Origin of the sequence: Streptomyces sp. NPDC004327 (genome assembly GCF_042873935.1) — a bacterium.
In the GTDB taxonomy this organism is placed as follows: domain Bacteria; phylum Actinomycetota; class Actinomycetes; order Streptomycetales; family Streptomycetaceae; genus Streptomyces.
Genome location: NZ_JBIAME010000006.1, coordinates 493,438 through 514,872 on the forward strand (window position 1 = coordinate 493,438; position 21,435 = coordinate 514,872).

19 protein-coding genes are annotated in these 21,435 nt (G+C 73.8%); 8 read left to right on the top strand and 11 right to left on the bottom strand.

What is annotated here, in order from left to right; translation table 11 throughout:
* Positions 1 to 3,654 (top strand): thiol reductant ABC exporter subunit CydD, encoded by a 3,654-nt coding sequence (cydD, locus tag ACFYU9_RS23005; protein WP_389345836.1) that lies wholly within the window; start codon positions 1 to 3, stop codon positions 3,652 to 3,654.
* A 149-nt stretch (positions 3,655 to 3,803) separates the two neighbouring features.
* Complete coding sequence (locus ACFYU9_RS23010) at positions 3,804 to 5,516, top strand: GAF domain-containing protein (protein WP_389345837.1); 1,713 nt, start codon at positions 3,804 to 3,806, stop codon at positions 5,514 to 5,516.
* Positions 5,517 to 5,576: 60 nt separating this feature from the next.
* On the opposite strand, the gene ACFYU9_RS23015 is transcribed toward ACFYU9_RS23010, so the two are convergent.
* From ACFYU9_RS23015 to ACFYU9_RS23030, 4 genes are all read right to left on the bottom strand, one after another.
* Positions 5,577 to 6,440 (bottom strand): Cof-type HAD-IIB family hydrolase, encoded by an 864-nt coding sequence (locus ACFYU9_RS23015; protein WP_389345838.1) that lies wholly within the window; start codon positions 6,438 to 6,440, stop codon positions 5,577 to 5,579.
* 116 nt (positions 6,441 to 6,556) lie between these two features.
* The gene (locus tag ACFYU9_RS23020) at positions 6,557 to 7,252 is read right to left on the bottom strand and encodes a hypothetical protein (RefSeq protein ID WP_389345839.1); all 696 of its coding nucleotides are present in this window, start codon (positions 7,250 to 7,252) and stop codon (positions 6,557 to 6,559) included.
* A 95-nt stretch (positions 7,253 to 7,347) separates the two neighbouring features.
* The gene (locus ACFYU9_RS23025) at positions 7,348 to 8,226 is read right to left on the bottom strand and encodes a hypothetical protein (protein ID WP_389345840.1); all 879 of its coding nucleotides are present in this window, start codon (positions 8,224 to 8,226) and stop codon (positions 7,348 to 7,350) included.
* Positions 8,223 to 8,768 (bottom strand): RNA polymerase sigma factor, encoded by a 546-nt coding sequence (locus ACFYU9_RS23030; RefSeq protein WP_389210669.1) that lies wholly within the window; start codon positions 8,766 to 8,768, stop codon positions 8,223 to 8,225. The genes ACFYU9_RS23025 and ACFYU9_RS23030 overlap by 4 nt, the downstream gene beginning before the upstream one ends.
* Positions 8,769 to 8,855: 87 nt before the next feature.
* Between ACFYU9_RS23030 and ACFYU9_RS23035 the strand changes: the two genes are divergently transcribed.
* Both ACFYU9_RS23035 and ACFYU9_RS23040 read left to right on the top strand, forming a co-directional pair.
* Positions 8,856 to 9,767, top strand: a complete 912-nt coding sequence (locus tag ACFYU9_RS23035; RefSeq protein ID WP_389345841.1) for a serine/threonine-protein kinase — start codon at positions 8,856 to 8,858, stop codon at positions 9,765 to 9,767.
* A 73-nt stretch (positions 9,768 to 9,840) separates the two neighbouring features.
* Entirely contained in the window at positions 9,841 to 10,728 is an 888-nt protein-coding gene (locus ACFYU9_RS23040; protein WP_389345842.1) for an LLM class flavin-dependent oxidoreductase, read from the top strand.
* Between the two features lie 16 nt (positions 10,729 to 10,744).
* On the opposite strand, the gene ACFYU9_RS23045 is transcribed toward ACFYU9_RS23040, so the two are convergent.
* The 5 genes from ACFYU9_RS23045 to ACFYU9_RS23065 all read right to left on the bottom strand — a co-directional run bounded on the left by ACFYU9_RS23045 (position 10,745) and on the right by ACFYU9_RS23065 (position 15,597).
* Complete coding sequence (locus ACFYU9_RS23045) at positions 10,745 to 11,206, bottom strand: hypothetical protein (protein WP_389210662.1); 462 nt, start codon at positions 11,204 to 11,206, stop codon at positions 10,745 to 10,747.
* A gap of 47 nt (positions 11,207 to 11,253) precedes the next feature.
* Positions 11,254 to 11,799: an RNA 2'-phosphotransferase gene (locus ACFYU9_RS23050; RefSeq protein ID WP_389210660.1), complete on the bottom strand. Its 546-nt coding sequence runs from the start codon at positions 11,797 to 11,799 to the stop codon at positions 11,254 to 11,256.
* 89 nt (positions 11,800 to 11,888) lie between these two features.
* Positions 11,889 to 12,884, bottom strand: a complete 996-nt coding sequence (locus ACFYU9_RS23055; RefSeq protein WP_389345914.1) for a MerR family transcriptional regulator — start codon at positions 12,882 to 12,884, stop codon at positions 11,889 to 11,891.
* 62 nt (positions 12,885 to 12,946) lie between these two features.
* A complete protein-coding gene (locus ACFYU9_RS23060; RefSeq protein WP_389345843.1) occupies positions 12,947 to 14,737 on the bottom strand; it encodes an SDR family oxidoreductase in 1,791 nt (596 codons plus the stop codon).
* A complete protein-coding gene (locus tag ACFYU9_RS23065; protein ID WP_389210656.1) occupies positions 14,737 to 15,597 on the bottom strand; it encodes a M24 family metallopeptidase in 861 nt (286 codons plus the stop codon). Before ACFYU9_RS23065 ends, ACFYU9_RS23060 begins: the two co-directional genes overlap by 1 nt.
* A gap of 240 nt (positions 15,598 to 15,837) precedes the next feature.
* Between ACFYU9_RS23065 and ACFYU9_RS23070 the strand changes: the two genes are divergently transcribed.
* Genes ACFYU9_RS23070 through ACFYU9_RS23085 form a run of 4 tightly spaced genes read left to right on the top strand, consistent with a single transcriptional unit; the run spans position 15,838 to position 19,371 of the window.
* Positions 15,838 to 16,800 (top strand): ABC transporter ATP-binding protein, encoded by a 963-nt coding sequence (locus ACFYU9_RS23070; RefSeq protein WP_389211479.1) that lies wholly within the window; start codon positions 15,838 to 15,840, stop codon positions 16,798 to 16,800.
* Complete coding sequence (locus ACFYU9_RS23075) at positions 16,797 to 17,729, top strand: ABC transporter permease (protein ID WP_389345844.1); 933 nt, start codon at positions 16,797 to 16,799, stop codon at positions 17,727 to 17,729. Before ACFYU9_RS23070 ends, ACFYU9_RS23075 begins: the two co-directional genes overlap by 4 nt.
* Positions 17,726 to 18,637 (top strand): ABC transporter ATP-binding protein, encoded by a 912-nt coding sequence (locus ACFYU9_RS23080; RefSeq protein ID WP_389210652.1) that lies wholly within the window; start codon positions 17,726 to 17,728, stop codon positions 18,635 to 18,637. Before ACFYU9_RS23075 ends, ACFYU9_RS23080 begins: the two co-directional genes overlap by 4 nt.
* Positions 18,638 to 18,651: 14 nt before the next feature.
* Entirely contained in the window at positions 18,652 to 19,371 is a 720-nt protein-coding gene (locus ACFYU9_RS23085; protein ID WP_389210649.1) for an ABC transporter permease, read from the top strand.
* Between the two features lie 64 nt (positions 19,372 to 19,435).
* On the opposite strand, the gene ACFYU9_RS23090 is transcribed toward ACFYU9_RS23085, so the two are convergent.
* Positions 19,436 to 20,698 (bottom strand): CynX/NimT family MFS transporter, encoded by a 1,263-nt coding sequence (locus ACFYU9_RS23090; RefSeq protein ID WP_389345845.1) that lies wholly within the window; start codon positions 20,696 to 20,698, stop codon positions 19,436 to 19,438.
* A complete protein-coding gene (locus ACFYU9_RS23095; RefSeq protein ID WP_389210645.1) occupies positions 20,695 to 21,378 on the bottom strand; it encodes a FadR/GntR family transcriptional regulator in 684 nt (227 codons plus the stop codon). Before ACFYU9_RS23095 ends, ACFYU9_RS23090 begins: the two co-directional genes overlap by 4 nt.
* Positions 21,379 to 21,435: the final 57 nt, after the last annotated feature.

The following is a 21,435-nucleotide window of genomic DNA, read 5'->3' on the forward strand; positions in this document are numbered from 1 at the left end:
ATGTTTCACGTGAAACCGATCGATCCGCGACTGCTCCGGTACGCCCGGGCCACCCGCCTCTTCCTGGCGGCGGTCGTCGCCCTCGGCTTCGTCGGGGCGCTGCTGATCATCGCCCAGGCGATGCTCATCGCCGAGGTCGTGGTGGGCGCCTTCCAGCAGGGCCGGTCGGTTTCCGCGCTCTCCACCCCGCTGCTGCTGCTCGTCGCGGTGGCGGCGGGCCGGGCACTGGTCTCCTGGCTCACCGAACTCGCCGCCCACCGGGCGAGCGCGGCGGTCAAGTCCGAGCTGCGCGGCCGGCTGCTCCAGCGGGCCGCGGGGCTCGGCCCCGGCTGGCTCGGCGGGCAGCGGGCCGGCTCGCTGGCCGCGCTCGCGACCCGGGGCGTGGACGCGCTCGACGACTACTTCGCCCGCTATCTGCCCCAGCTGGGGCTCGCGGTCGTGGTGCCGGTGGCGGTCCTCGCCCGGATCGTCACCGAGGACTGGGTCTCGGCCGCGATCATCGTGGTGACGCTGCCGCTGATCCCGGTCTTCATGATCCTCATCGGCTGGTACACCCAGGCCCGGATGGACCGTCAGTGGCAGCTGCTCTCCCGGCTCTCCGGGCACTTCCTCGACGTGGTCGCCGGGCTGCCCACCCTCAAGGTCTTCGGCCGTGCGAAGGCGCAGGCCGAGAACATCCGGAAGATCACCGGCGACTACCGGCAGGCGACCCTGCGGACGCTGCGGATCGCCTTCCTCTCCTCCTTCGCCCTGGAACTGTTCGCGACGCTCTCAGTCGCGCTGGTCGCCGTCACCATCGGCATGCGCCTGGTCCACGGCGAGTTCGACCTCTACACCGGGCTCGTCATCCTGGTCCTGGCGCCCGAGGCGTATCTGCCGCTGCGACAGGTCGGGACGCAGTACCACGCGGCGGCGGAGGGGCTCGCCGCCGCCGATGAGATCTTCGCGGTCCTGGAGCACCCCCTCCCGGCCGGCGGTACGGGAGCGGTGCCCCCGTCCGTGCGGATCGAGCTCGACCGGGTGACGGTGCGGCACGAGGGCCGCGCGCGGCCCTCGCTCGACGCGGCCTCGCTCACCGTCGAACCCGGCGAGACCGTGGCCCTCGTCGGGCCGAGCGGCGTCGGCAAGTCGACGCTGCTCGACGTGGTGCTCGGCTTCGCGGTCCCGGAGGCCGGCGGCACGGTCCGGGTCGGCGGCGCCGACCTCGGCACGCTCGACGCGGAGCAGTGGCGCTCCCGGATCGCCTGGGTGCCCCAGCGCCCCTACCTCTTCGCCGGCACCATCGCCGACAACGTCCGCCTGGCCCGCCCCGACGCCTCCGACGCCGACGTCCGCCGGGCCCTCGGCGACGCGGGCGCCGGCGACTTCGTCGCCGAACTCCCGGACGGCGACCGGACCCTGCTCGGTGAGGACGGTGCCGGTCTCTCCGCCGGCCAGCGCCAGCGCCTCGCGCTCGCCCGCGCGTTCCTCGCCGACCGCCCGGTCCTCCTCCTCGACGAGCCGACCGCCGCGCTCGACGGCGAGACGGAAGCGGCCGTCGTGGACGCGGTCCGCCGCCTGGCGGTGGGCCGCACGGTCCTCCTCGTGGTCCATCGGCCGGCGCTGCTGGCGGTGGCGGACCGGGTGGTGCGGCTGGCTCCGGCGGACGGCGAGGGGGCCGAAGAGGCCGGCGCGGGACGCTCGCGCGATCCCCAGGGCGGCGACGCGGGCACGGTGCCGGGTGCCGGGAGCGTGCCGGCGCAGGCCGGTCGAGCCGACCGGCACGACGCGCGGGCCGACGGCCGGGGCGAGGGCCGGGACGGCGACTGGACCGAGGGCCGGGGCGGCGACTGGGCCGACGACCGAGCCGACGGCCGGGGCGACGACCGGGACCGCGGCTCCGTCACCGGGGGCGGCTCCGCGTCGAGTGCCCTCCGGCGCGTCCGCGCCATGGCCGGGCAGCTCAAGGGGCGGCTCGTACTGGCGCTGTTGTTCGGGAGCGTGGCGCTCGGGTCGGCCGTCGGGCTCATGGCCGTGTCCGGGTGGCTCATCTCGCGGGCGTCCGAGCAGCCGCCCGTGCTCTATCTGATGGTCGCCGTCACCGCCACCCGCACCTTCGGCATCGCGCGGGCCGTGTTCCGGTACGCGGAGCGGCTGGTGTCGCACGACGCCGTGCTGCGGATGCTCGCGGACCTGCGGGTCGCCGTCTACCGGCGGCTCGAGCGGATCGCGCCCGCCGGGCTGCGCCGCACCCGGCGCGGCGACCTCCTCGACCGCCTGGTCCAGGACGTCGACGCGCTCCAGGACTACTGGCTGCGCTGGCTGCTGCCGGTGGGCGCCGCGCTCGTTGTCGGCCTGGGGTCGGTCGGGTTCACGGCCTGGCTGCTGCCCGAGGCCGGGGCGGTGCTCGCCGTGGGCCTGCTGCTCGCCGGGATCGCCGTGCCGCTCGCCGCCGGCGCGCTCGCCCGGCGCGCCGAGCGGCAGCTCGCCCCCGCGCGCGGCAGGCTCACCGCCGCCGTCGTCGACCTGCTGCGCGGCTGCGCCGAACTCACCGTCGCCGGCGCCCTGAAGGGCCGTGTGGCCGGGGCCAGGACCGCCGACCGCACCCTCACCGCGATCGCCTCCCGGCAGTCCGCCGCCACCGCCCTCGGCGCCGGGCTCTCCGCCCTGGTCTGCGGCCTCACGGTCGCCGGGGCCGCGCTCGTCGGCGTCCAGGCGGTACGGGACGGGCGCCTCGACGGCGTCGCGCTCGCCGTCGTCGTGCTCACCCCGCTCGCCGCGTTCGAGGCCGTCACCGGACTCCCACTCGCCGTCCAGTACCGCCAGCGGGTGCGCCGCAGCGCCGAGCGGGTCCTCGACGTGCTCGACGCGCCCGTCCCCGTGGCCGAGCCGGCCACGCCCGCCGCTCCCCCGGCGAGCCCGTTCCCGCTGGAGCTGGCCGGGCTCACGGCGCGCCACGCCGGGCAGGAGCGGCCCGCGCTCGACGGCTTCGGGCTGCGGCTCGAGGCCGGGCGCCGGGTCGCCGTCGTCGGCGCGTCCGGCTCCGGCAAGACCACGCTCGCCCAGGTGCTGCTGCGCTTCCTGGACGCGGAGCGGGGCACGTACCGGATCGGCGGCACGGCCGCGACGGAGCTCGACGGCGACGACGTACGCCGCTTCGTCGGCCTGTGCGCGCAGGACGCCCACCTCTTCGACAGCACGCTGCGCGAGAACCTGCGCCTGGCCAGGACCGGCGCGGGCGACGACGAGCTGCGCGAGGCGCTGCGCCGGGCCCGGCTCCTGGAGTGGGTGGCCGACCTGCCCGACGGGCTCGACACCCTCGTCGGCGAGCACGGCTCGCGGCTCTCCGGCGGTCAGCGGCAGCGCCTCGCGCTGGCCCGCGCGCTCCTCGCCGACTTCCCGGTCCTCGTCCTGGACGAGCCGGCCGAGCACCTGGACCTGGCCACCGCCGACGCGCTCACCGACGACCTGCTGCGGGCCACCGAGGGCCGCACCACCGTCCTGATCACCCACCGGCTGTACGGCCTCGACGCCGTCGACGAGGTCGTCGTCCTGGAGCGCGGCCGGACCGTGCAGCGCGGGACGTACGCGGAGCTGGCGGCGGTCGACGGGCCGCTGCGGCGGATGCTGGAGCAGGAGCGGGCGAGCGATCTCCACCTGGCCTCCGCCGGCTAGCCGGACCCGCGACCGGACCTGTGGCCGGATCCGCGACCGGACCGTAGCCGGACCCGCGACCGGACCGTAGCCGGACGCGGGCGGCCGGCCCTGTAGCCGAACAGGTAGCCGACTTTCCCCGTCAAATGGGACTTACTAGGCTCATCCCCATGACAGCCGCCGTGCCGGACGCCCCGGACCCGCTCGAAGCCGCGACCCGGGCCACGCGCAGCCTGCACGGCCTGTCCACCGAGCTCACCGCGCGGGTGCCGCAGCTCCTGGAGGCGATGCGGTCCGTCGGCACCGGCCTCGAACTGCACTCCACGCTCGACCGGATCTGCGAGACCGCCGCCGAGCTCGCCGACGCCCGCTACGCCGCCATCGGCGTGGTCGACGACGAGGGCGACGGCCTCTCCGACTTCGTCACCCACGGCGTCGGCGACGACGTCGCCCGCCGCATCGGGCGCCGCCCGGACGGGCACGCGGGCCTGCTCGGGGCGCTCATCCGGGAGCCGCAGACGATCCGGCTCGCCGATCTGTCCGCCGATCCGCGCGCGGCCGGCTTCCCGCCCGGGCACCCGCCGATGCGGACCTTCCTCGGCGTCCCGATCCGGGTCCAGGGCGAGATCTTCGGCAACCTCTACCTCGCCGAGAAGAACGGCGGCGGCGAGTTCAACGACTACGACGTCCACATGGTCCGGGTGCTCGCCACCGAGGCCGGGATCGCCATCGGCAACGCCCGCCTGTACGAGGCGGCCCGGCAGCGCGAGCGCTGGATCGACGGCTCCGTGGCCGTCACCACCGCCCTGCTGTCCGGCGGCGACGCCGACGACGCGCTCACCGTCGTCGCCGAACAGGCCCGCAGGCTCGCCGACTCGGCCGCCGGCATCGTGCTGCTGCCGGCGGAGGAGGGCGGCCTGGAGATCGTCGCCGTCTCCTCGTCGGGGCCGGCCAAGTGGCTGGGGGTCGTGATCGGGCCCGAGAGCGCCGTCGTGCAGCGGCTGATGGAGGGCGAGGCGGTGTTCCTCGCCGACGCCTCCTCCGACCCGCGGATGCTGAACCGGCTCTCCGCCGCCTACGGCCCCGCGATGCTGCTGCCGCTGCAGAGCGGCGGCCGGGTGCTCGGCGCGCTCGCCACCCCGCGGGCCCGCGGCGCCCGGCAGTTCACCGAGGCCGAGCGGACGCTCGCCACCCAGTTCGCCTCGCAGGCGGCGCTCGCGCTGATGATGGCCGACGCGCAGCGGGACCGGGAGCGGCTGGCCGTCTACGAGGACCGCGACCGGATCGCCCGGGACCTGCACGACCTGGTCATCCAGCGGCTGTTCGCCACCGGGATGATGCTGGAGAGCGCGCAGCGCAAGTCGGTCGTGCCGGCCGTGCAGGAGGGCGTCGGCAAGGCCGTGGACGAGCTGGACGTGACCATCCAGGAGATCCGTACGGCGATCTTCGCGCTCCAGCAGGGCCCGGCGGAGGCGCCGTCGGGGCTGCGCACCCGGGTGCTGCGGGAGATCAACATGGCCGCCGTGCCGCTCGGCTTCAAGCCCGCGCACCGCTTCGTCGGCGCGATCGACGCGTCCGTGGGCGACCTCACCGGCAAGAACCTCATCGCCGCACTGCGCGAAGCGCTGTCGAACGCCTTCCGGCATGCCGAGGCCACCCGGATCGAGGTGGTCGTCGACGCCGGCGTCACCCTGCCGGACGGCACCCGGGGCGTGCGGCTCTCGGTCGCCGACGACGGCGTCGGCATCCCGGAGGGCGGCCGCCGCAGCGGACTGCGCAACCTGGCCCGGCGCGCCGAGTCGCTCGGCGGCGCGAGCCGGGTCGGCCCGGGCATCGGTGAGGACGGCGGCGGTACGACGGTGGTGTGGGAGGCCCCGCTCTGATCCCGGCCGCCTGAGCCCCGCTCTGCTCCCGGCCTGCTCCCGGCCCGATCCCGCCCCGGACTAGCTGGCGTTCCGCACGGCCTCGGCGACCAGCTGCTCGATGACGACGGCCACGCCGTCCTCGTTGTTGCCGGCCGTGCGGCCGGAGGCGGCGGCGATCACGTCGGGGTGGGCGTTGCCCATGGCGTACGAGCGGCCGGCCCAGCTGAGCATCTCGATGTCGTTGGGCATGTCGCCGAAGGCCGCGACCTGGTCGGGCGCGATGCCGCGGGCGGCGCAGCACTGGGCGAGGGTGGAGGCCTTGGAGACGCCGTGGCCGCTGATCTCGATGAGCGCGGTGGGGCTGGAGCGGGTGAAGGAGGCCAGGTCGCCGGCGGCCTCGCGGGCGGTGGCGAGGAAGACGTCCGGGTCGAGCTCGGGGTGCTGGGCGAGCAGCTTCAGGACGGGGGCGGCGGCGCCCGGCGCCTCCTCGAAGAGGAGCTTCTCGGCCGTGGCGACGGTGGCGCCGGGGTCGAGGAAGAACGGCGGGTACTGCGGCTCGTAGTGGATGCCGGTGGTGAGCTCGACGGCGAAGGTGGTGCCGGGGGCGGCCGCGCGCAGCGTCCGGACGACCTCCAGGGCGGTCGGCCGCTCCAGCGGGCGGACCTCCACGAACGTGCCGCCCGCGTGCAGGTCGACGACCGCGGCGCCGTTGGCGCAGATGGCGAGGCCGTGGCCGTGGACGTGCTCGCTGACGACGTCCATCCAGCGGGCCGGGCGGCCGGTGACGAAGAAGACCTCGATGCCGGCCCGCTCGGCGGCGGCGAGCGCGGCGACCGTGCGCTCCGATACGGACTTGTCGTCCCGCAGCAGGGTGCCGTCGAGGTCGGTGGCGATCAGCCGGACGGCGGGGCCTTCGGGGCGCGCGAGGTGGGGTGAGGTCACCGGCCCATTGTTCCGCACAATCTGCACGGGCGTGCGAGGGGCCGCACATCTGAGTGCGGCGGGGTGGGACGCGGTCCCGCTCCGCCCGGCGGCGCGGGCGGAGCGGGACTGGCCGTTCAGGAGGAGAGGCGGTTCAGCGCCGCGCCGGCGAGGCCCGCGAAGGAGTTCGGGGCGTAGGCGGGCCGGCCGCTGAGCTCGACGACGGCGACCTTGGTGCCGCTGCGCAGCACCGCGACCCCGCCGCTGACGGTGCCGTCGCCGTTGTGGGCCGGGTACCAGCGGGCGGTGCCGCCGGTGGTGGTCAGGGTGTGGGCCGCGCCGTAGTACCAGTGGCCGGCGGGCTCGTGCCGGCAGTCCTGGACGAGCGCGACGAGCTGCTTCTCCCACGTGGCGGCCGCGGCCTTGGTGGGGGCACTCGCGGCCGACTCGGTCAGCAGGCCGCTGGTGTCGAAGGTCCAGGTCACGGACGCGTAGGCGGTGGCCTTGCCCTTGGTCAGGTCGCGCATCGTCTCCTCGCCGGAGCACGCGGACAGCCCCTGGCGTCCGTTCAGCGTCACGGTCGCGCCGACCGGGTTCAGGCCCCGCCGGACGTAGTCCTCGCTCTGGACGAGGTCGGCGGAGCCGAGTCCGGGCGCGGCGACCGCGACCGCAGCCGGGCGGGCGCCGGCCGTGGCGCCGCCCGCGGCACCGTCGGCGCTGGCCGACTGGGTGCCGACGAAGGTGGCCGTGATCACCGCGGCGGCGAAGCAGGCCGCGGCGGCGAAACGGTTGCGGCGGACGGACTTCTGCTGGACGGTCTGGTTCTCGGTCATCTGGTCCCCCTGCTGGTCGGGACGCCTGCTGCGTCCTCGTACAACCGGGGGAGATGCCGGCGGGGAGCGGAAAGTTGGAGCGCCGACCGCCTGTTTCACAGCTGTGACAGAGCGGTCCTGACGACGCGGTCCATCGCGGCCGTCCCCAGACAGGCGTTGACCTCCAGCACCCCGTAGTGGGTGCCGCTGCGCAGCACGGCGATGCCGCCGCAGGGCTCCTTGCCCTCGGGCGCCGTGCCGGTGGTGTTGAGGGTTCCCTGGTAGGCGCCCATCCAGCTCGCGGTGACGTCCGGGGCGAGCCGCAGCGTCGTGGTCCTTCCGTAGACCCAGTGCCCTGGCGTCTCCTCCTGGCAGGGCACCTGCTCCAGCAGCAGGCGCTGGGCGAAGTTCTGAGCCAGGGAAGCGCTCCGGGCCTCGGCGGCGACCTCGCGGGCGACCTGGTCGGCGCCGTCCAAGGCCAGCGTGGGGTCGCTCGGGTTGGTGCGGGGGCTGGTCATCAGTCCGCGGAAGTGGGCACCGGGCCCGCCCAGGGTCTCCTCGAGGGTCTTCTCCCCGGTGCAGGCCGCGTTGGCGTAATGCCCGTCGCCGTACCGGTCGGTGACGTGGATCTTCCCGATGCCGGCGTCCGGGCCGAACGCCGAGGGTGCCAGCAGGTTCGCCTTCGTCACCGGCCCGGTCGCACCGGCCGGCGCACCGGAACCGGAGCCGGAGGCCGAGCCCGAGCCCGAGGCCGAGCCGGAGGCCGAGGGCGTCGGGGTGGACGCGCCGGGCGTCGCGGGAGCGGACGCGCCCTGGGATGCCCCGCCGGCCGCGGCGACCGACCGCTCCGGCGGGTGCGCGTCGGCGCCGGGCGGCGAGGGCAGGACGAACCGGCCGGTCACCAGTCCGAGCGCGGCGGCTGCCACCAGGGCGGCGACGGCGGACCGGGGCCGGACGACGGCGCGGCCGCCGCCCCTCGCGGGACCGCCCTTCACGGACCGGCGACCAGGCGCTCGCGCATGAAGCGGCGGGCCCGGTGGATGCGGTCCTTGACCGTGCCCAACGGGGCGTCCAGCTGCTCGGCCACCTGGTCGTAGGTCAGGTCGCCCAGGTCGCGCAGCACGAAGGACTCCACCAGGGCGGGGTGCTGCTGCTCCAGCGCGGCCAACGCCTCCATCAGGTCGAGCCGGCTTCCGGCGATGACGCTGGTGGTGCGCGGGTCGACGGACTCGGGGAGGTCGGCGTGGCTGTCCTCGGCGCGTCGGCGCATCGAGCGGTAGGTGGACCGGGCGGCGTTCGAGGCGATCACCGTCACCCAGCCCAGGAAGGAGCCGTGGCCGCCGTACTCGCCCAGGTGCGTGCTGATGGCCAGGAGGGCGTCCTGCGCGGCCTCCTCCGCGTCGGCGTGATGGGGCAGGAAGCGCGAGCAGCGTCGCAGCACCATCGGCCGCAGCTTGGCCAGCAGGTACTCCATCGCCCCCGGGTCCCCCGCCTGGGCAGCCGCCACGAGCCGTTCCAGCTCGCCTTCCTCGAACACCCGGATCCCCCGTTTCGTCCTGCTTGGCTTCCCGCCCGCCGAACGGGAGTTCCCCACTCCCCGTCGACTCCGGCAGAATGCTGCCACATGCGCAAGCTCGGCCGTTACCTCCTCCTGGAGCGGCTCGGAGCCGGCTCCTTCGCGACGGTCTGGAAGGCCTACGATCCGGAGCTCGACACCGAGGTCGCGGTGAAGGTGCTGGCCGACAACTGGGCCGCCAACGCCGATGTGCGCGAGCGGTTCCTGGCGGAGGCGAGGCTGCTGCGCCGGATCGCCAGCCCGCGGGTGGTCCGCGTGCACGACGTCGGGGTGCAGGAGGACCGGCCCTACTTCGTCATGGACTACGTGCGCGGCGGCACTCTGGAGGACCGGGTCGGCCGGTGCGACCCGCAGGAGGCGCTGCGGCTGGCCGCGGAGGCGGGCTACGCGGTCCAGGTCCTGCACGAGGCGGGTGTGGTGCACCGCGACGTCAAGCCGTCCAACCTGCTGCTCGCCACGGGCCCCGCGCCCGCCGCGGTGCTGGTGGCGGATCTGGGCAGCGCGAAGCAGCTGGCCGACGCGTCCGGGCTGACGGTGACCACGGGCACGCCCGCGTACATGGCACCGGAACAGGCTTTCCAGACCGGTGGGTTCGACGGCAGGGCCGACGTGTACGCGCTGGCCGTCGTGGCCTACGAGCTGCTGACCGGGAAGAAGCCGTTCGGCCCGGGCGGGCGGGCCACCGCGCTGATGACCGACCAGCCGGCCGCCTCGACGCTGCCGGCGCTCCCGGCCGAGGCGGAGCTCCCCGCGAACGTCGCCCTGCTGCTGCGGGCCGCGATGTCCGTCGAGCAGGCGGACCGCCCGCCGACCGCACGGGCCTTCGCGGACGCGCTGCTGGCTCCGGTGCCGCAGTCCCCGCCCTCGGAAGGCCCCGGGCTGCTGACCCCGCGCGCGGTCGGTCTGGCGTCGGGCGCGGTGTTCACGGCCACGACGCTGCTGAGCTGGCTGCTGCGCTGAATCCGACGGGGAGCCGGGGCCGCGCCCACCAGCGCCCCGACCATGCGCCGGCGGTTCCCGTAGGGTCGGTGGTATGCGTCTGAGTACGGTGATCCTTCCCATCCACCGGTGGGCCGAGGGACAGAAGATCTGGCGGCGGGCCGAGGACCTCGGCTTCCACACCGCGTACACCTACGACCACCTGTCCTGGCGGAGCTTCCGGGACGGCCCCTGGTTCGGGGCCCTCCCGACGCTGACCGCCGCCGCCGGGGCCACCGAGCGGCTGCGCCTGGGCACGCTCGTCACCTCGCCGAACTTCCGGCACCCGGTCACGCTCGCCAAGGAGCTGATCACGCTCGACGACATCTCGGGCGGGCGGATCACCCTCGGCATCGGCGCGGGCGGCAACGGCTTCGACGCGACGGCCCTGGGCCAGGAGGCGTGGACGCCTAAGGAGCGTGCGGACCGGTTCGCCGAGTTCGTGCCGCTGCTGGACCGGCTGCTCACCGAGGACGTGGTCTCGGAGCGGGGCACGTTCTACTCGGCGGACGAGGTCCGCAACATCCCCGGCTGTGTGCAGCGCCCCCGGCTGCCGTTCGCGGTGGCGGCGACGGGCCCGCGCGGGCTGCGGCTGGCCGCGCGGCACGGGCAGGCGTGGGTGACGACGGGGGACCCGAAGCTGTTCGAGGACGGCACCCCGGAGCAGTCCCTGGAGGCGCTGCGCGGGCAGATCGCCAAGCTGGGCAAGGCATGCGCGGAGATCGGCCGGGACGTCGAGCCGATGGAGAAGGTCCTGCTCACGGGCTTCACCCCGGACCGCCCGCTGGACTCCTTCGACGCCTTCGTGGACTTCGCGGGGAAGCATTTCGAGCTGGGCTTCACGGAGCTGGTCGTCCACATGCCGATCGCGGACTCGGTGTTCGCGGCCGACGAGTCGGTCTTCGAGAAGATCGCCACGGACGCGCTGGACCAGCTGCGCTGAGGCGGCGCCGGACGGGTCAGCGGACCCGTCCGGAGAGCCAGGGCGAGAGCATGCGGAGGGTGACGAGTTCCTTGTAGGTCTCGTCGCCGGGGAGCGGGACGACCAGCCACCAGCCGGGCGGGAAGAAGCGGCCCTTGACGTGGGCGAGGCCGCCGAAGGCGGAGCGGAGGAAGGCGGGGACGGCGTCGCGCGGCACGTCGTCGAAGACGACTCCTTCGACGGTGATCTGCGCGTCGTCCTCGGGGTAGAGGCGGATGCTGACCGAGGGGGTGCCGCCGAGTTCGACGAACGCCTCGTGGGGGAGGGTGCCGTCCGGGTCGAGGACGGTGAAGGCGCCGGCGGAGGTGCGGCGGGAGGTCTGGTCGGCGCCGATGTCGTCGGTGACGAGCATCTCCAGATGGAACTCCTGGGCGACGGCGCGGATGGCCCCGACGGCCGATTCGGTCGTGGGCAGGTGCGGGTGCTGGTGTCGTCCCATGGGAACGATCATGCCCGAAGGACGGGGAAGGGGGCCCGTGGCGGTCCTCAGCCGGGGAAGCGGATGAACCGCGGCGGTACGGCGTCGGTGAGCCAGACGCCGTTGGCGCTGACGTGGAACACGTGCCCGGCCCGGTGCATCGCGCCGGCGTCGACGCTCAGCACCACCGGGCGGCCGCGGCGGGCACCGACGCGGGTGGCGGTCTCGCGGTCGGGCGAGAGGTGGACGTGGTGCCGGGTCATGGGGCGCAGGCCCTCGGCCCGGATGGCGGGGAGCCGGGCGGCGACCGTACCGTGGAAGAGGTACGCGGGCGGTTCGGCCGCCGGCAGGGCGAGGTCGACCGGGACGGTGTGGCCCTGGCTGGCCCGGATCCGGGTGCCCTCGACCGCGAAGCGCTTCTTGTCGTTGGCGGCGACCACGTGGTCGAGCTCGGCACGGGTGATCGGGAAGCCGTGCGCGGCGGCGGCGCGCAGGAGCGCGTCGATCTCGGTCCAGCCGTGGGCGTCGAGCACGAGCCCGATCCTTTCGGGCTGGTGGCGCAGGTGCTTCGAGAGGTATTTCGACACCTTCACGGTGCGTTTCTCGTCGTTCATGAATTCATTGAAGCTCCGGGTTTGATCCACAGCCAACTGCATTTATCCACAGGTAAGTTGGCGCTTCTGTGGACAACGGCCGTGTGGATTCAGGGGGATTGGCCGACTTGGCTGTCTTTTGCGCCATTTGAGGCGAGTATGTCCAATGTCCTGGTCTGCACCTCCCGTTCGGCGGCCGCCGTGATGAACGCCGACACGTTCTCCTGGCCGACGAGCCGCTGTACGGCCCGGATCGTCTCCGGCGGCAGCGCGACCGTGCGCGGCTCGCGGCCGCCCGGCGGGGGTGCGTCCGGGGACAGGTGGAACTGCAGGTGAGCGGTGGCGAACAGACGCATCGCACGGGCCAGTTCGGCGTCCACGGTCTGCTGGGCGAGCGGGCGGAGCCGGCGCACCAGGTCCGTCGCCTCCTCCGCGTCCGCGTCCGTCGGCGGCCGGTGCTCCAGGTAGCGGGCGAAGACGTGCTCGCTGGTGAACTCCAGGAAACGGGCGGCGATGTGCTCGACCTGGCCGCGAAGTTCCCGCAGATGACCGGTGATCGCGGCGAGCGGCACGCCGGCCGCGTGCAACTCGGCCGCCACCGCCAGCTCCTGGGGACTCGGGACGAGGTACTCCTCGCCCTCCCGGTCCGGGATGCGCTCCAGGACGCCGAGCTCGACGGCCTCCCGGACCGCGTCCTCGTCGGGCTCGCCGCCGAACCTCGCGTCGAGCTCGGCGCGCGAGATCCGGTCGGCCTCCTCGTCCGTCCACGGCCCGTCGACCTCGGCGACCAGGCCGAGGACTCCGCCGAGCCCGCGCCCGGCGTCCCACGCCTCCAGGAGCTCCTTGATGGAGGCGAGGGTGTAGCCCCGGTCGAGCAGGTCGGCGATCTGCCGCAGCCGGGCCAGATGCGTGTCCCCGTACACGTTCGACCGGCCGCGGCGCTCCGGGCGGGGCAGCAGCCCGCGGTCCTGGTAGGCGCGGATCGTCCGCACGGTGGCCCCGCTGCGATGGGCCAGATCCTCGATCCGGTACTCCGGATGCCCCGCCCGCTCAGGCGCATGCTCCGGCGACCGTTCGGACGACCGCTCCGACGACTGCTCCGACAAAACCGCTCCCACCGACCGCTCCCTTCACCCGTCGAGGGATCGTACGACCGCCCGCCCCCCGCCTACGCCGGCGGCTGCACGCGCGCGAGGCCGCGCAGCACGCCCGGCGCGAGCCGGGACAGGGCGCGGGCGCCGCGGGCCTCCGGGGTCACCGGGACCACGGCCTCGTTGCGCAGCACCGCGCGCAGGATCGCGTCCGCGACCTTCTCCGGCGGGTAGTTGCGCAGCCCGTAGAGCCGCGACGCCTTCTTCTGGCGGCGCTTCTCCTCGGCCTCGTCGGTCACGCCGGCGAAGCGCGCGGTCGACGTGATGCCCGTGTTCACGATGCCCGGGCAGATCGCCGAGACCCCGATGCCCTGCTCGGCGAGCTCGGCCCGCAGGCACTCGCTGAGCATCAGCACCGCCGCCTTCGACGTGCTGTACGCGGGCAGCGCGCGCGAGGGCTGGAAGGCCGCCGCCGACGCCGTGTTGACGATGTGGCCGCCCTGGCCGCGCTCGGCCATCTGCGCGCCGAAGGCCCGGCAGCCGTGGATCACGCCCCACAGATTGACGTCGAGGACCCGCTTCCACTCCTCGCTCGTGGTGTCGAAGAAGGAGCCGGTCAGGCCGATGCCCGCGTTGTTGACCAGGACGTCGACCACGCCGTACTCGGCGGCGACCTTCGCGGCCAGCTTCTCCATCGCCTGCTCGTCGGCGACGTCGGCGGTCTCGCCCCAGGCCGCGGGCGCCCCGATGAGCCGGGACATCTCCGCCGTACGGGCCGCGCCCTCGGCGTCCCGGTCGACCGCGATCACCCGGGCGCCGGCCTCGGCGAAGGCGAAGGCGGTGGCCCGGCCGATGCCGCTGGCCGCGCCGGTCACCAGGACCAGCTGGCCGCCGAAGCGCTCCGCGTACTCCGGGCGCACGCCGCTCTTCGCCGCCGTCTTCGGGGCCTTGGTCGCCGGGTCCTCGTTGGCCAGGGCGAACCCGGTGATCCAGGCCGCCAGCTGGTCGGGCCGGGTGCGCGGCACCCAGTGCTTGGCCGGCAGGGTGCGCCGGGTCAGGTCCGGCACCCAGGAGGCCAGGTCGTCGTAGAGCCGCTCGGAGAGGAAGGCGTCGCCGGTCGGCGTGATCAGCTGCACCGGCGCGTGCGCGTACGCGTCGGGGCGCGGACGGAGCAGCCGGGCGCGCACGTTGTCCCGGTAGAGCCAGGCGCCGTGCGCCGCGTCGGTGGGCAGCGAGGACGTCGGGTAGTCGCCGGCCGGGATCCCCTCGACCCGCTCCAGCATGCGCGGCCAGCGCCTGCCGAGCGGCCCGCGCCAGGCGAGCTCCGGCAGCGCGGGCGTGTGCAGCATGTACACGTACCAGGACTTGGCGCCCTGGCCGAGGAGCTGGCCGACGCGGCGCGGGGTGGGCCGGGCCATCCGGCCCTTGATCCAGTGCCCGAAGTGGTCGAGCGACGGCCCGGACATCGAGGTGAAGGAGGCGATCCGGCCCTCGGTGCGCGGCACGGTCACGAACTCCCAGGACTGCACCGAGCCCCAGTCGTGGCCGACCAGGTGGACCGGGCGGTCCGGGCTGACCGCGTCCGCGACGGCCAGGAAGTCGTCCGTCAGCTTCTCCAGGGTGAACCCGCCGCGCAGCGGCGCCGGCGCCGTCGACCGGCCGTGGCCCCGCACGTCGTAGAGCACCACGTGGAAGGACTCGGCGAGCCGGACCGCCACCTCCGACCAGACCTCCTTGGAGTCCGGATAGCCGTGCACGAGCAGGACGGTGGGCCGGCTGTCGTCACCCAGCTCGGCCACGCACAGCTCGATCCCGCCCGTGCGGACCCAGCGCTCCCGCGCCCCCTTGAGCGTCGCGATCCCCGCCATCACGCGGTCACCCCTTCCTCGTTCCAGCGCCGCACGTGCGGCAGGTCGTCGTCCAGCCAGAAGGCGCTCTGCTCGGGGTCCTTGGAGTCGGTGACGACCAGGATCTCCTCGAACTTCGCGCCCGTGCCCCGGAATCCGAGGTGCGGTTCGACCGCCCACAGGCCCGGCCTGGGCGGGTGGTCGGAGAACTTGTACGGGGACCACAGCGGCGACCAGCCGTCGCGGTGGCCGTGCAGGGCGTCGCTCGCCAGGCCCTTGAGGGACTGGGTGCCGAAGCCGAACAGGGTGGGCGCCCAGCGGCGCTCCTTCACCCGGTCGATCTTGTGGGCGATGACGCCGAAGGGATAGGCGCGGTGCCGGTTGGCGTAGCCCTGGCGGACCATGAGGCGGTCCACGTCCTCGTAGATCTCCCGCAGCGTGCGGCGCTCGCGCACCTCGCGCAGGATCAGCTCGCGGTGGTCCCGGAGGTCGGCGAGCAGCTTGTCGTGGACCGGGTTGAGACCCAGGCAGCCGGAGTAGCCGATGTCCGCCGTGTAGCCCCGGTGGACCGGGGCCATGTCCAGGATGAAGGGCATCCCGGCCTCCAGCCGCCGGTTCGTGGGGAAGAACTGGAGCGGGATCTTGAAGTCGACGAAGGCGGTGCGGTCGCCGAACCAGGCGAAGGGCCGGTGGAACCAGTCCTTCACCCCGCGCTCGTACAGCCAGTCGCGCTGCATCCGCGCCGCCTCGCGCTCCGTCACGCCCGGCTTGAGCTGGGCCGAGACGGCCTCCGCGCACTCGTAGGAGAGCCGCTGGACCTCCCTGAATCCCCGCAGTTCCGCGGTGAGTCCGCGCGTCTCCGCCGTGCCTGTTGAGGCCATGCCACCCCGCCCGTCCGTGTGTGGGCGCGCGTGAGCGCCCGGTAGCCCTACGCGTCCGTAACTTGACATCGATGAATGTGACAATGCCCGGCGGCTGCGTCAAGGGGTGTGCACCGGCCTGTGGAAAACGAGACCTTCGTCTCGGCTTCCGCGCGGGCGTGTACACCTGGAGTCGGAGAGGGATCGAGCCGTTGGGCTGACGACTGCCGTGACGCACGCCACTACCTTCGAAACGTGACTGTGATCGCGACCGAAAGCCTCAGCAAGCGGTTCCCCCGGGTGACCGCTCTTGACCGGCTCTCCCTGGACATCGGGCCCGGTGTGACCGGACTCGTGGGTGCCAACGGAGCCGGCAAGTCCACGATGATCAAGATCCTGCTCGGTCTGTCGCCGGCCACGGAGGGCCGCGCCGAAGTCCTCGGACTCGACGTCGCCACCGCCGGTGACCGGATCCGCGAGCGGGTCGGGTACATGCCGGAGCACGACTGCCTGCCGCCCGACGTCTCGGCCACCGAGTTCGTCGTGCACATGGCGCGCATGTCCGGGCTGCCGCCGACCGCCGCCCGCGAGCGGACCGCCGACACCCTGCGCCACGTCGGCCTGTACGAGGAGCGCTACCGCCCCATGGGCGGCTACTCGACGGGCATGAAGCAGCGCGTGAAGCTGGCCCAGGCGCTGGTCCACGACCCGCAGCTGGTGCTGCTCGACGAGCCGACCAACGGCCTCGACCCGGTCGGCCGGGACGACATGCTCGGCCTGATCCGCCGCGTGTGGACGGACTTCGGCATCTCGGTCCTGGTCACCTCGCACCTGCTCGGCGAGCTGGAGCGCACCTGCGACCACGTCGTCGTCATCGACGGCGGCAAGCTGCTCCGGTCCAGCGCCACCCGCGACTTCACCCGCAGCACGACCACCCTCGCCGTCGAGGTCACCGACTCCGACGAGCACCCCGACGGCACCGAGGCGCTGCGCACGGCCCTCACCGCCGCCGGCGTCACGCTCCACGCGGGCGTGGAGGACGGGCTGCCGGGCGCCGGGCACATCCTGCTCCTGGAGGCCCCGGGCGAGGAGACCTACGACCTGGTCCGCGACACCGTCGCCGGCCTCGGCCTCGGCCTGGTCCGCATGGAGCAGCGCCGGCACCACATCGCCGAGGTCTTCAAGGCCGCGGACAAGCAGCAGGAGGAGGTGGCGGCGCGATGAGCCCCCAGACCCCCGGGCCCGCCCAGGCCGCGGCGTCCGCCGCGACGCCGGCGGACACCCGCATCCACAACATCGGCTACCGCAGCTACGACGGCCCGCGCCTCGGCCGCTCCGCCGCCCGCCGGGCGCTGTTCTCGCAGTCGCTGCGCGGCGCGTACGGCCTTGGCCGCAGCGCCAAGTCGAAGGTGCTGCCGATGCTGCTGTTCGCCGTGATGTGCGTGCCCGCGCTGATCATCGTCGCGGTCGCGGTCTTCACCAAGTCCTCGAAGCTGGTGATGGAGTACACCCAGTACGCCGTCTTCCTCCAGATGGTGATCAGCATCTTCGTGGCGTCCCAGGCCCCGCAGTCCGTCTCCCGCGACCTGCGCTTCCGGACCGTGCCGCTGTACTTCGCCCGCCCGATCGAGCGCGTGGACTACGTCCTCGCCAAGTTCGCCGCGATGACCTCGGCGCTCTTCATCCTGACCGCCTCACCCCTGCTGATCATGTGGATCGGATCGCTGCTCGCCAAGATGGACTTCGCCGACCAGGCCGAGATGTTCGGCCAGGGCCTGGTGTCCGTGGCCCTGCTCTCCCTCCTCTTCGGTGGCATCGGGCTCGTCATGGCGGCCCTGACCCCGCGCCGCGGCTTCGGCGTCGCCGCCGTCATCGCCACGCTGGTGATCTCGTACGGGGCGGTCTCCACCCTCCAGGGCATCGCCTACGGCACCGACCACATCGGCGCCGTCAAGTGGATCGGCCTGTTCTCGCCGGTCACCCTCATCGGCGGCGTGCAGTCGGCCTTCCTCGGCGCGCCCACCCAGTTCCCCGGCGGTGAGGGCGCGGCGCCCGGCACCGGAGTCGGCGCGATCTATCTGCTGGTCGTCCTCGCGCTCATCGCCGGCTCGTACGGCGTGCTGATGCGCCGCTACCGAAAGGTCGGGCTGTGACAGTGCTCAACATCGACCACGCCTCGCGCTGGTTCGGCAATGTCGTGGCTGTCAACGACGTCACCATGACCATCGGTCCGGGCGTCACCGGCCTGCTCGGCCCCAACGGCGCAGGGAAGTCCACCCTCATCAACATGATGGGCGGCTTCCTCGCACCCTCCACCGGCACCGTCACCCTCGACGGCGAGACGATCTGGCGCAACGAGTCGGTCTACACGAAGATCGGCGTCGTGCCGGAGCGGGAGGCGATGTACGACTTCCTCACCGGCCGCGAATTCGTCGTCGCCAACGCCGAGTTGCAGGGCCTCGGCGACGCGGAGGCCCGCAGGGCCCTCGCCACGGTGGAGATGGAGTACGCGCAGGACCGCAAGATCGCCACGTACAGCAAGGGCATGCGGCAGCGCGTGAAGATGGCCTCGGCCCTCGTCCACGAGCCGTCGGTGCTGCTGCTCGACGAGCCGTTCAACGGCATGGACCCGCGCCAGCGCATGCAGTTGATGGACCTGCTGCGCCGGATGGGCGCCGACGGCCGCACGGTGCTGTTCTCCTCGCACATCCTGGAGGAGGTCGAGCAGCTCGCCTCGCACATCGAGGTGATCGTGGCCGGACGGCACGCCGCCTCCGGCGACTTCCGGCGGATCCGCCGGCTGATGACCGACCGGCCGCACCGCTATCTCGTCCGCTCCAGCGACGACCGGGCCCTCGCGGCCGCGCTCATCGCCGATCCGTCGACGGCCGGCATCGAGGTCGACCACACGGAGGGCGGACTGCGCGTCCAGGCCGTGGACTTCGGCCGGTTCACCGCACTCCTCCCGAAGGTCGCCAAGGAGCGCGGTATCCGGCTGCACACGGTCTCGCCCTCGGACGAGTCCCTCGAATCCGTCTTCTCGTACCTCGTAGCGGCCTGAAAGGAGCCCGACCGATGTATCACCCCACCGTCGCCCGGCTCACCTACCGGGCCCTCCTCGGCCGCAGGCGGGCACTGATCCTCTTCGCGCTGCCCGCGATGCTGATCGTGATCGCCGCCGCGATCCGGATGTTCAACGGCGCCGACGACCAGGTCGCCGCCAATGTCCTCGGCGGCTTCGCGCTCGCCACGATGGTGCCGCTGATCGGCGTGATCGCCGGCACCGGCGCGATCGGACCGGAGATCGACGACGGCTCGATCGTCTATCTCCTCGCCAAGCCGGTGAAGCGGTCGACGATCATCGTCACCAAGCTGTTCGTGGCCGTCGCCGTCACGATGGTCTTCTCCGCCGTGCCGACCCTGATCGCCGGCTTCATCCTCAACGGCAACGGCCAGCAGGTCGCGGTCGCCTACACGGTGGCGGCCCTGGTGGCCTCCATCGCCTACAGCGCGCTGTTCCTGCTGCTCGGCACGGTCAGCCGGCACGCCGTCGTCATCGGCCTGGTCTACGCCCTGGTCTGGGAGGCGCTGTTCGGCTCCCTGATCTCCGGCGCCAAGACCCTCAGCGTCCAGCAGTGGGCGCTCGCGCTCGCCGAGAAGGTCACCGGCGACGCCCTGATCACCTCCGAGGTGGCGCTGCCGACGGCCGTGGTGCTGCTCGTCGCGGTCACCGTCGGAGCGACCTGGTGCGCGGCCGCCAAGCTGCGGACGATGACGCTGGCGGGCGAGGAGTAGGCCGTACGGCACCCTGACGCCCGGCCCGCGGCCCGGAGGCGTACGGCAGGACCGGTCGAGGTCCTCAGACCGTACGGTTCCGGGCCGCGAGCAGTCCCACCCCGAGCGCCGTCGCGCACACGCCGAGCACGACGGCCAGCGGCAGCGTCCACGAGCCGCTGGCCTGGTGCAGGGCGCCGGCGGCCAGCGGGCCCGCGGCGGCCAGGAGATAGCCGACGGTCTGGGCCATGCCGGAGAGCCGGGCGGCGGTCACCGCGTCGCCCGTGCGCAGCACGATCAGGGTGAGCGCGAGGCCCACCGCCCCGCCCTGCCCGACGCCGAGCAGCGCCGACCAGAGCCAGGCGCCCGCCACCGGGGCCGCGATGAGGCCCGCGTAGCCGGCCGCCACCAGCGAGGTGACGAGCACGATCAGCGGGCGCTGGCCGCGCATCCGGCCCGCGAGCAGCGGGACGGCGAAGGCGCCCACCACCTGCAGCAGGTTGTTGAAGGCGAAGACCACACCGGCGGCGGAGCGGCTCATCCCGTGGTCGGTGAAGATCGTCGGCATCCAGGCGATCAGCACGTACGTCCACAGCGACTGAAGCCCCATGAAGAGCGTGACCTGCCAGGCCAGTGCCGACCGCCACACGTTCACCGGCCGCGCGGCCGGTGCCCGGGCGGCCCGCACCTCGTGGCCCGTACGGCCCCGGGCGACGATCACCTGCGGCAGCCAGGCGAGCGCCGCCACGACCGCGAGCAGCGACCAGACGCCGAGGGACGCCCGCCAGCCGCCGAGGGCCCGCTCCAGCGGCACCGAGGAGGCGGCGACGACGGTGGCGCCGGCGATCATGGCGCCGGTGTAGACGGAGGTCATGGACGCGGCCCGGTCCGGGAAGTCACGCTTGATCAGGCCCGGCATCAGGACGTTGAGCAGGGCGATCGCGGTGCCGACCAGGACACCGCCCGCGTACAGCGCGGCCGCCGACGGCAGGATCCGCACGAGGATGCCCGCGCCGAGCAGCAGCAGCGCCGCGAGGAGCACCCGCTCGGCGCCGAAGCGGCGGCCGAGCCAGGGCGCCACCAGCGCGCCGAGGCCAAGGAAGAGCACCGGCACCGAGGTCACCAGCGAACTGGCCGCCGACGACAGCCCGTACGTCCGCGCCAGCTCGCTCACCAGCGGTGACACGCTCGCGAGCGCGGCCCGCATGTTGAGCGAGGCGAGCACGATGCCGGCCAGGAGCAGTGCCGGGTGCGCGAGCAGGGCCCGCCGGGCGGCCGTGCCGGCGGCGGAGGGCAGGACGTCGGCCTCCGCGTCGACGAGGACCGGGGCCGAGGAGTCGCGCGTCATCGGGCATCGTCCCCGGCCAGCGCGGCGTGCGTCTCGATCGGCAGCCGCAGCAGCTCCCGGGCGCCCGCCTCCGCCGCCTCGGCGTCGCCCTCCTCGATGGCCACCACGACGGCCTCGTGCAGGTCGATGTCGACCGCCGGCATCTCCGCGTCGCACAGCGCCTCGACGAGCACTTCGTGGACCTGGGTGGAGAAGAAGCGGTAGACCTCGCGGAAGGCCGTGTTGTGGGTGGCCTCGACGACGGCCAGGTGGAAGGCGAGGTCGGCGTCCGCGTCCCGGTCGCCCTCCTCGCGCAGGGTGGTCAGGGCCGCCCGCAGCCGCAGCAGGTCGTGGGTGTCGCGCCGGACGGCGGCGAGCCGGGCCGCCTCCGCCTCCAGGGCGGCGCGCAGCTCCAGGACGTCGCGGGCGCCCGCGTGCCGCACGGCGCCGAGCACGGCGGCCGGATCGGCGGTGGACCTGACGAAGGTGCCGTTGCCCTGGCGGGACTCCAGGAGCCCGGCGTGCACGAGCACCCGGACGGCCTCGCGGACGGTGTTGCGGCCGACGCCGAGGAGCGCCGCCAGCTCGTGCTCGGTGGGGATGCGGTCGCCCACCGACCACTCGCCGTCGGCGAGCTGGGCCCGCAACTGCCCCACCACGGAATCCACCAGCGAGGTCCGTCCCGCCGCCTGAAGTGCCATCGAAAACCCCTATTCGCCCGGTTGCCCAGTCATCCTACAAGTGACCTCCCTCGCCTC

Excerpts from the sequence above, each read along its gene's own strand:
- cydD (WP_389345836.1), top strand. The coding sequence starts at position 1 with ATGTTTCACGTGAAACCGATCGATCCGCGACTGCTCCGGTACGCCCGG.
- ACFYU9_RS23010 (WP_389345837.1), top strand. The coding sequence starts at position 3,804 with ATGACAGCCGCCGTGCCGGACGCCCCGGACCCGCTCGAAGCCGCGACC.
- ACFYU9_RS23020 (WP_389345839.1), bottom strand. The coding sequence starts at position 7,252 with ATGACCGAGAACCAGACCGTCCAGCAGAAGTCCGTCCGCCGCAACCGT.
- ACFYU9_RS23035 (WP_389345841.1), top strand. The coding sequence starts at position 8,856 with ATGCGCAAGCTCGGCCGTTACCTCCTCCTGGAGCGGCTCGGAGCCGGC.
- ACFYU9_RS23040 (WP_389345842.1), top strand. The coding sequence starts at position 9,841 with ATGCGTCTGAGTACGGTGATCCTTCCCATCCACCGGTGGGCCGAGGGA.
- ACFYU9_RS23045 (WP_389210662.1), bottom strand. The coding sequence starts at position 11,206 with ATGGGACGACACCAGCACCCGCACCTGCCCACGACCGAATCGGCCGTC.
- ACFYU9_RS23050 (WP_389210660.1), bottom strand. The coding sequence starts at position 11,799 with ATGAACGACGAGAAACGCACCGTGAAGGTGTCGAAATACCTCTCGAAG.
- ACFYU9_RS23060 (WP_389345843.1), bottom strand. The coding sequence starts at position 14,737 with ATGGCGGGGATCGCGACGCTCAAGGGGGCGCGGGAGCGCTGGGTCCGC.
- ACFYU9_RS23065 (WP_389210656.1), bottom strand. The coding sequence starts at position 15,597 with ATGGCCTCAACAGGCACGGCGGAGACGCGCGGACTCACCGCGGAACTG.
- ACFYU9_RS23075 (WP_389345844.1), top strand. The coding sequence starts at position 16,797 with ATGAGCCCCCAGACCCCCGGGCCCGCCCAGGCCGCGGCGTCCGCCGCG.
- ACFYU9_RS23085 (WP_389210649.1), top strand. The coding sequence starts at position 18,652 with ATGTATCACCCCACCGTCGCCCGGCTCACCTACCGGGCCCTCCTCGGC.
- ACFYU9_RS23090 (WP_389345845.1), bottom strand. The coding sequence starts at position 20,698 with ATGACGCGCGACTCCTCGGCCCCGGTCCTCGTCGACGCGGAGGCCGAC.
- ACFYU9_RS23095 (WP_389210645.1), bottom strand. The coding sequence starts at position 21,378 with ATGGCACTTCAGGCGGCGGGACGGACCTCGCTGGTGGATTCCGTGGTG.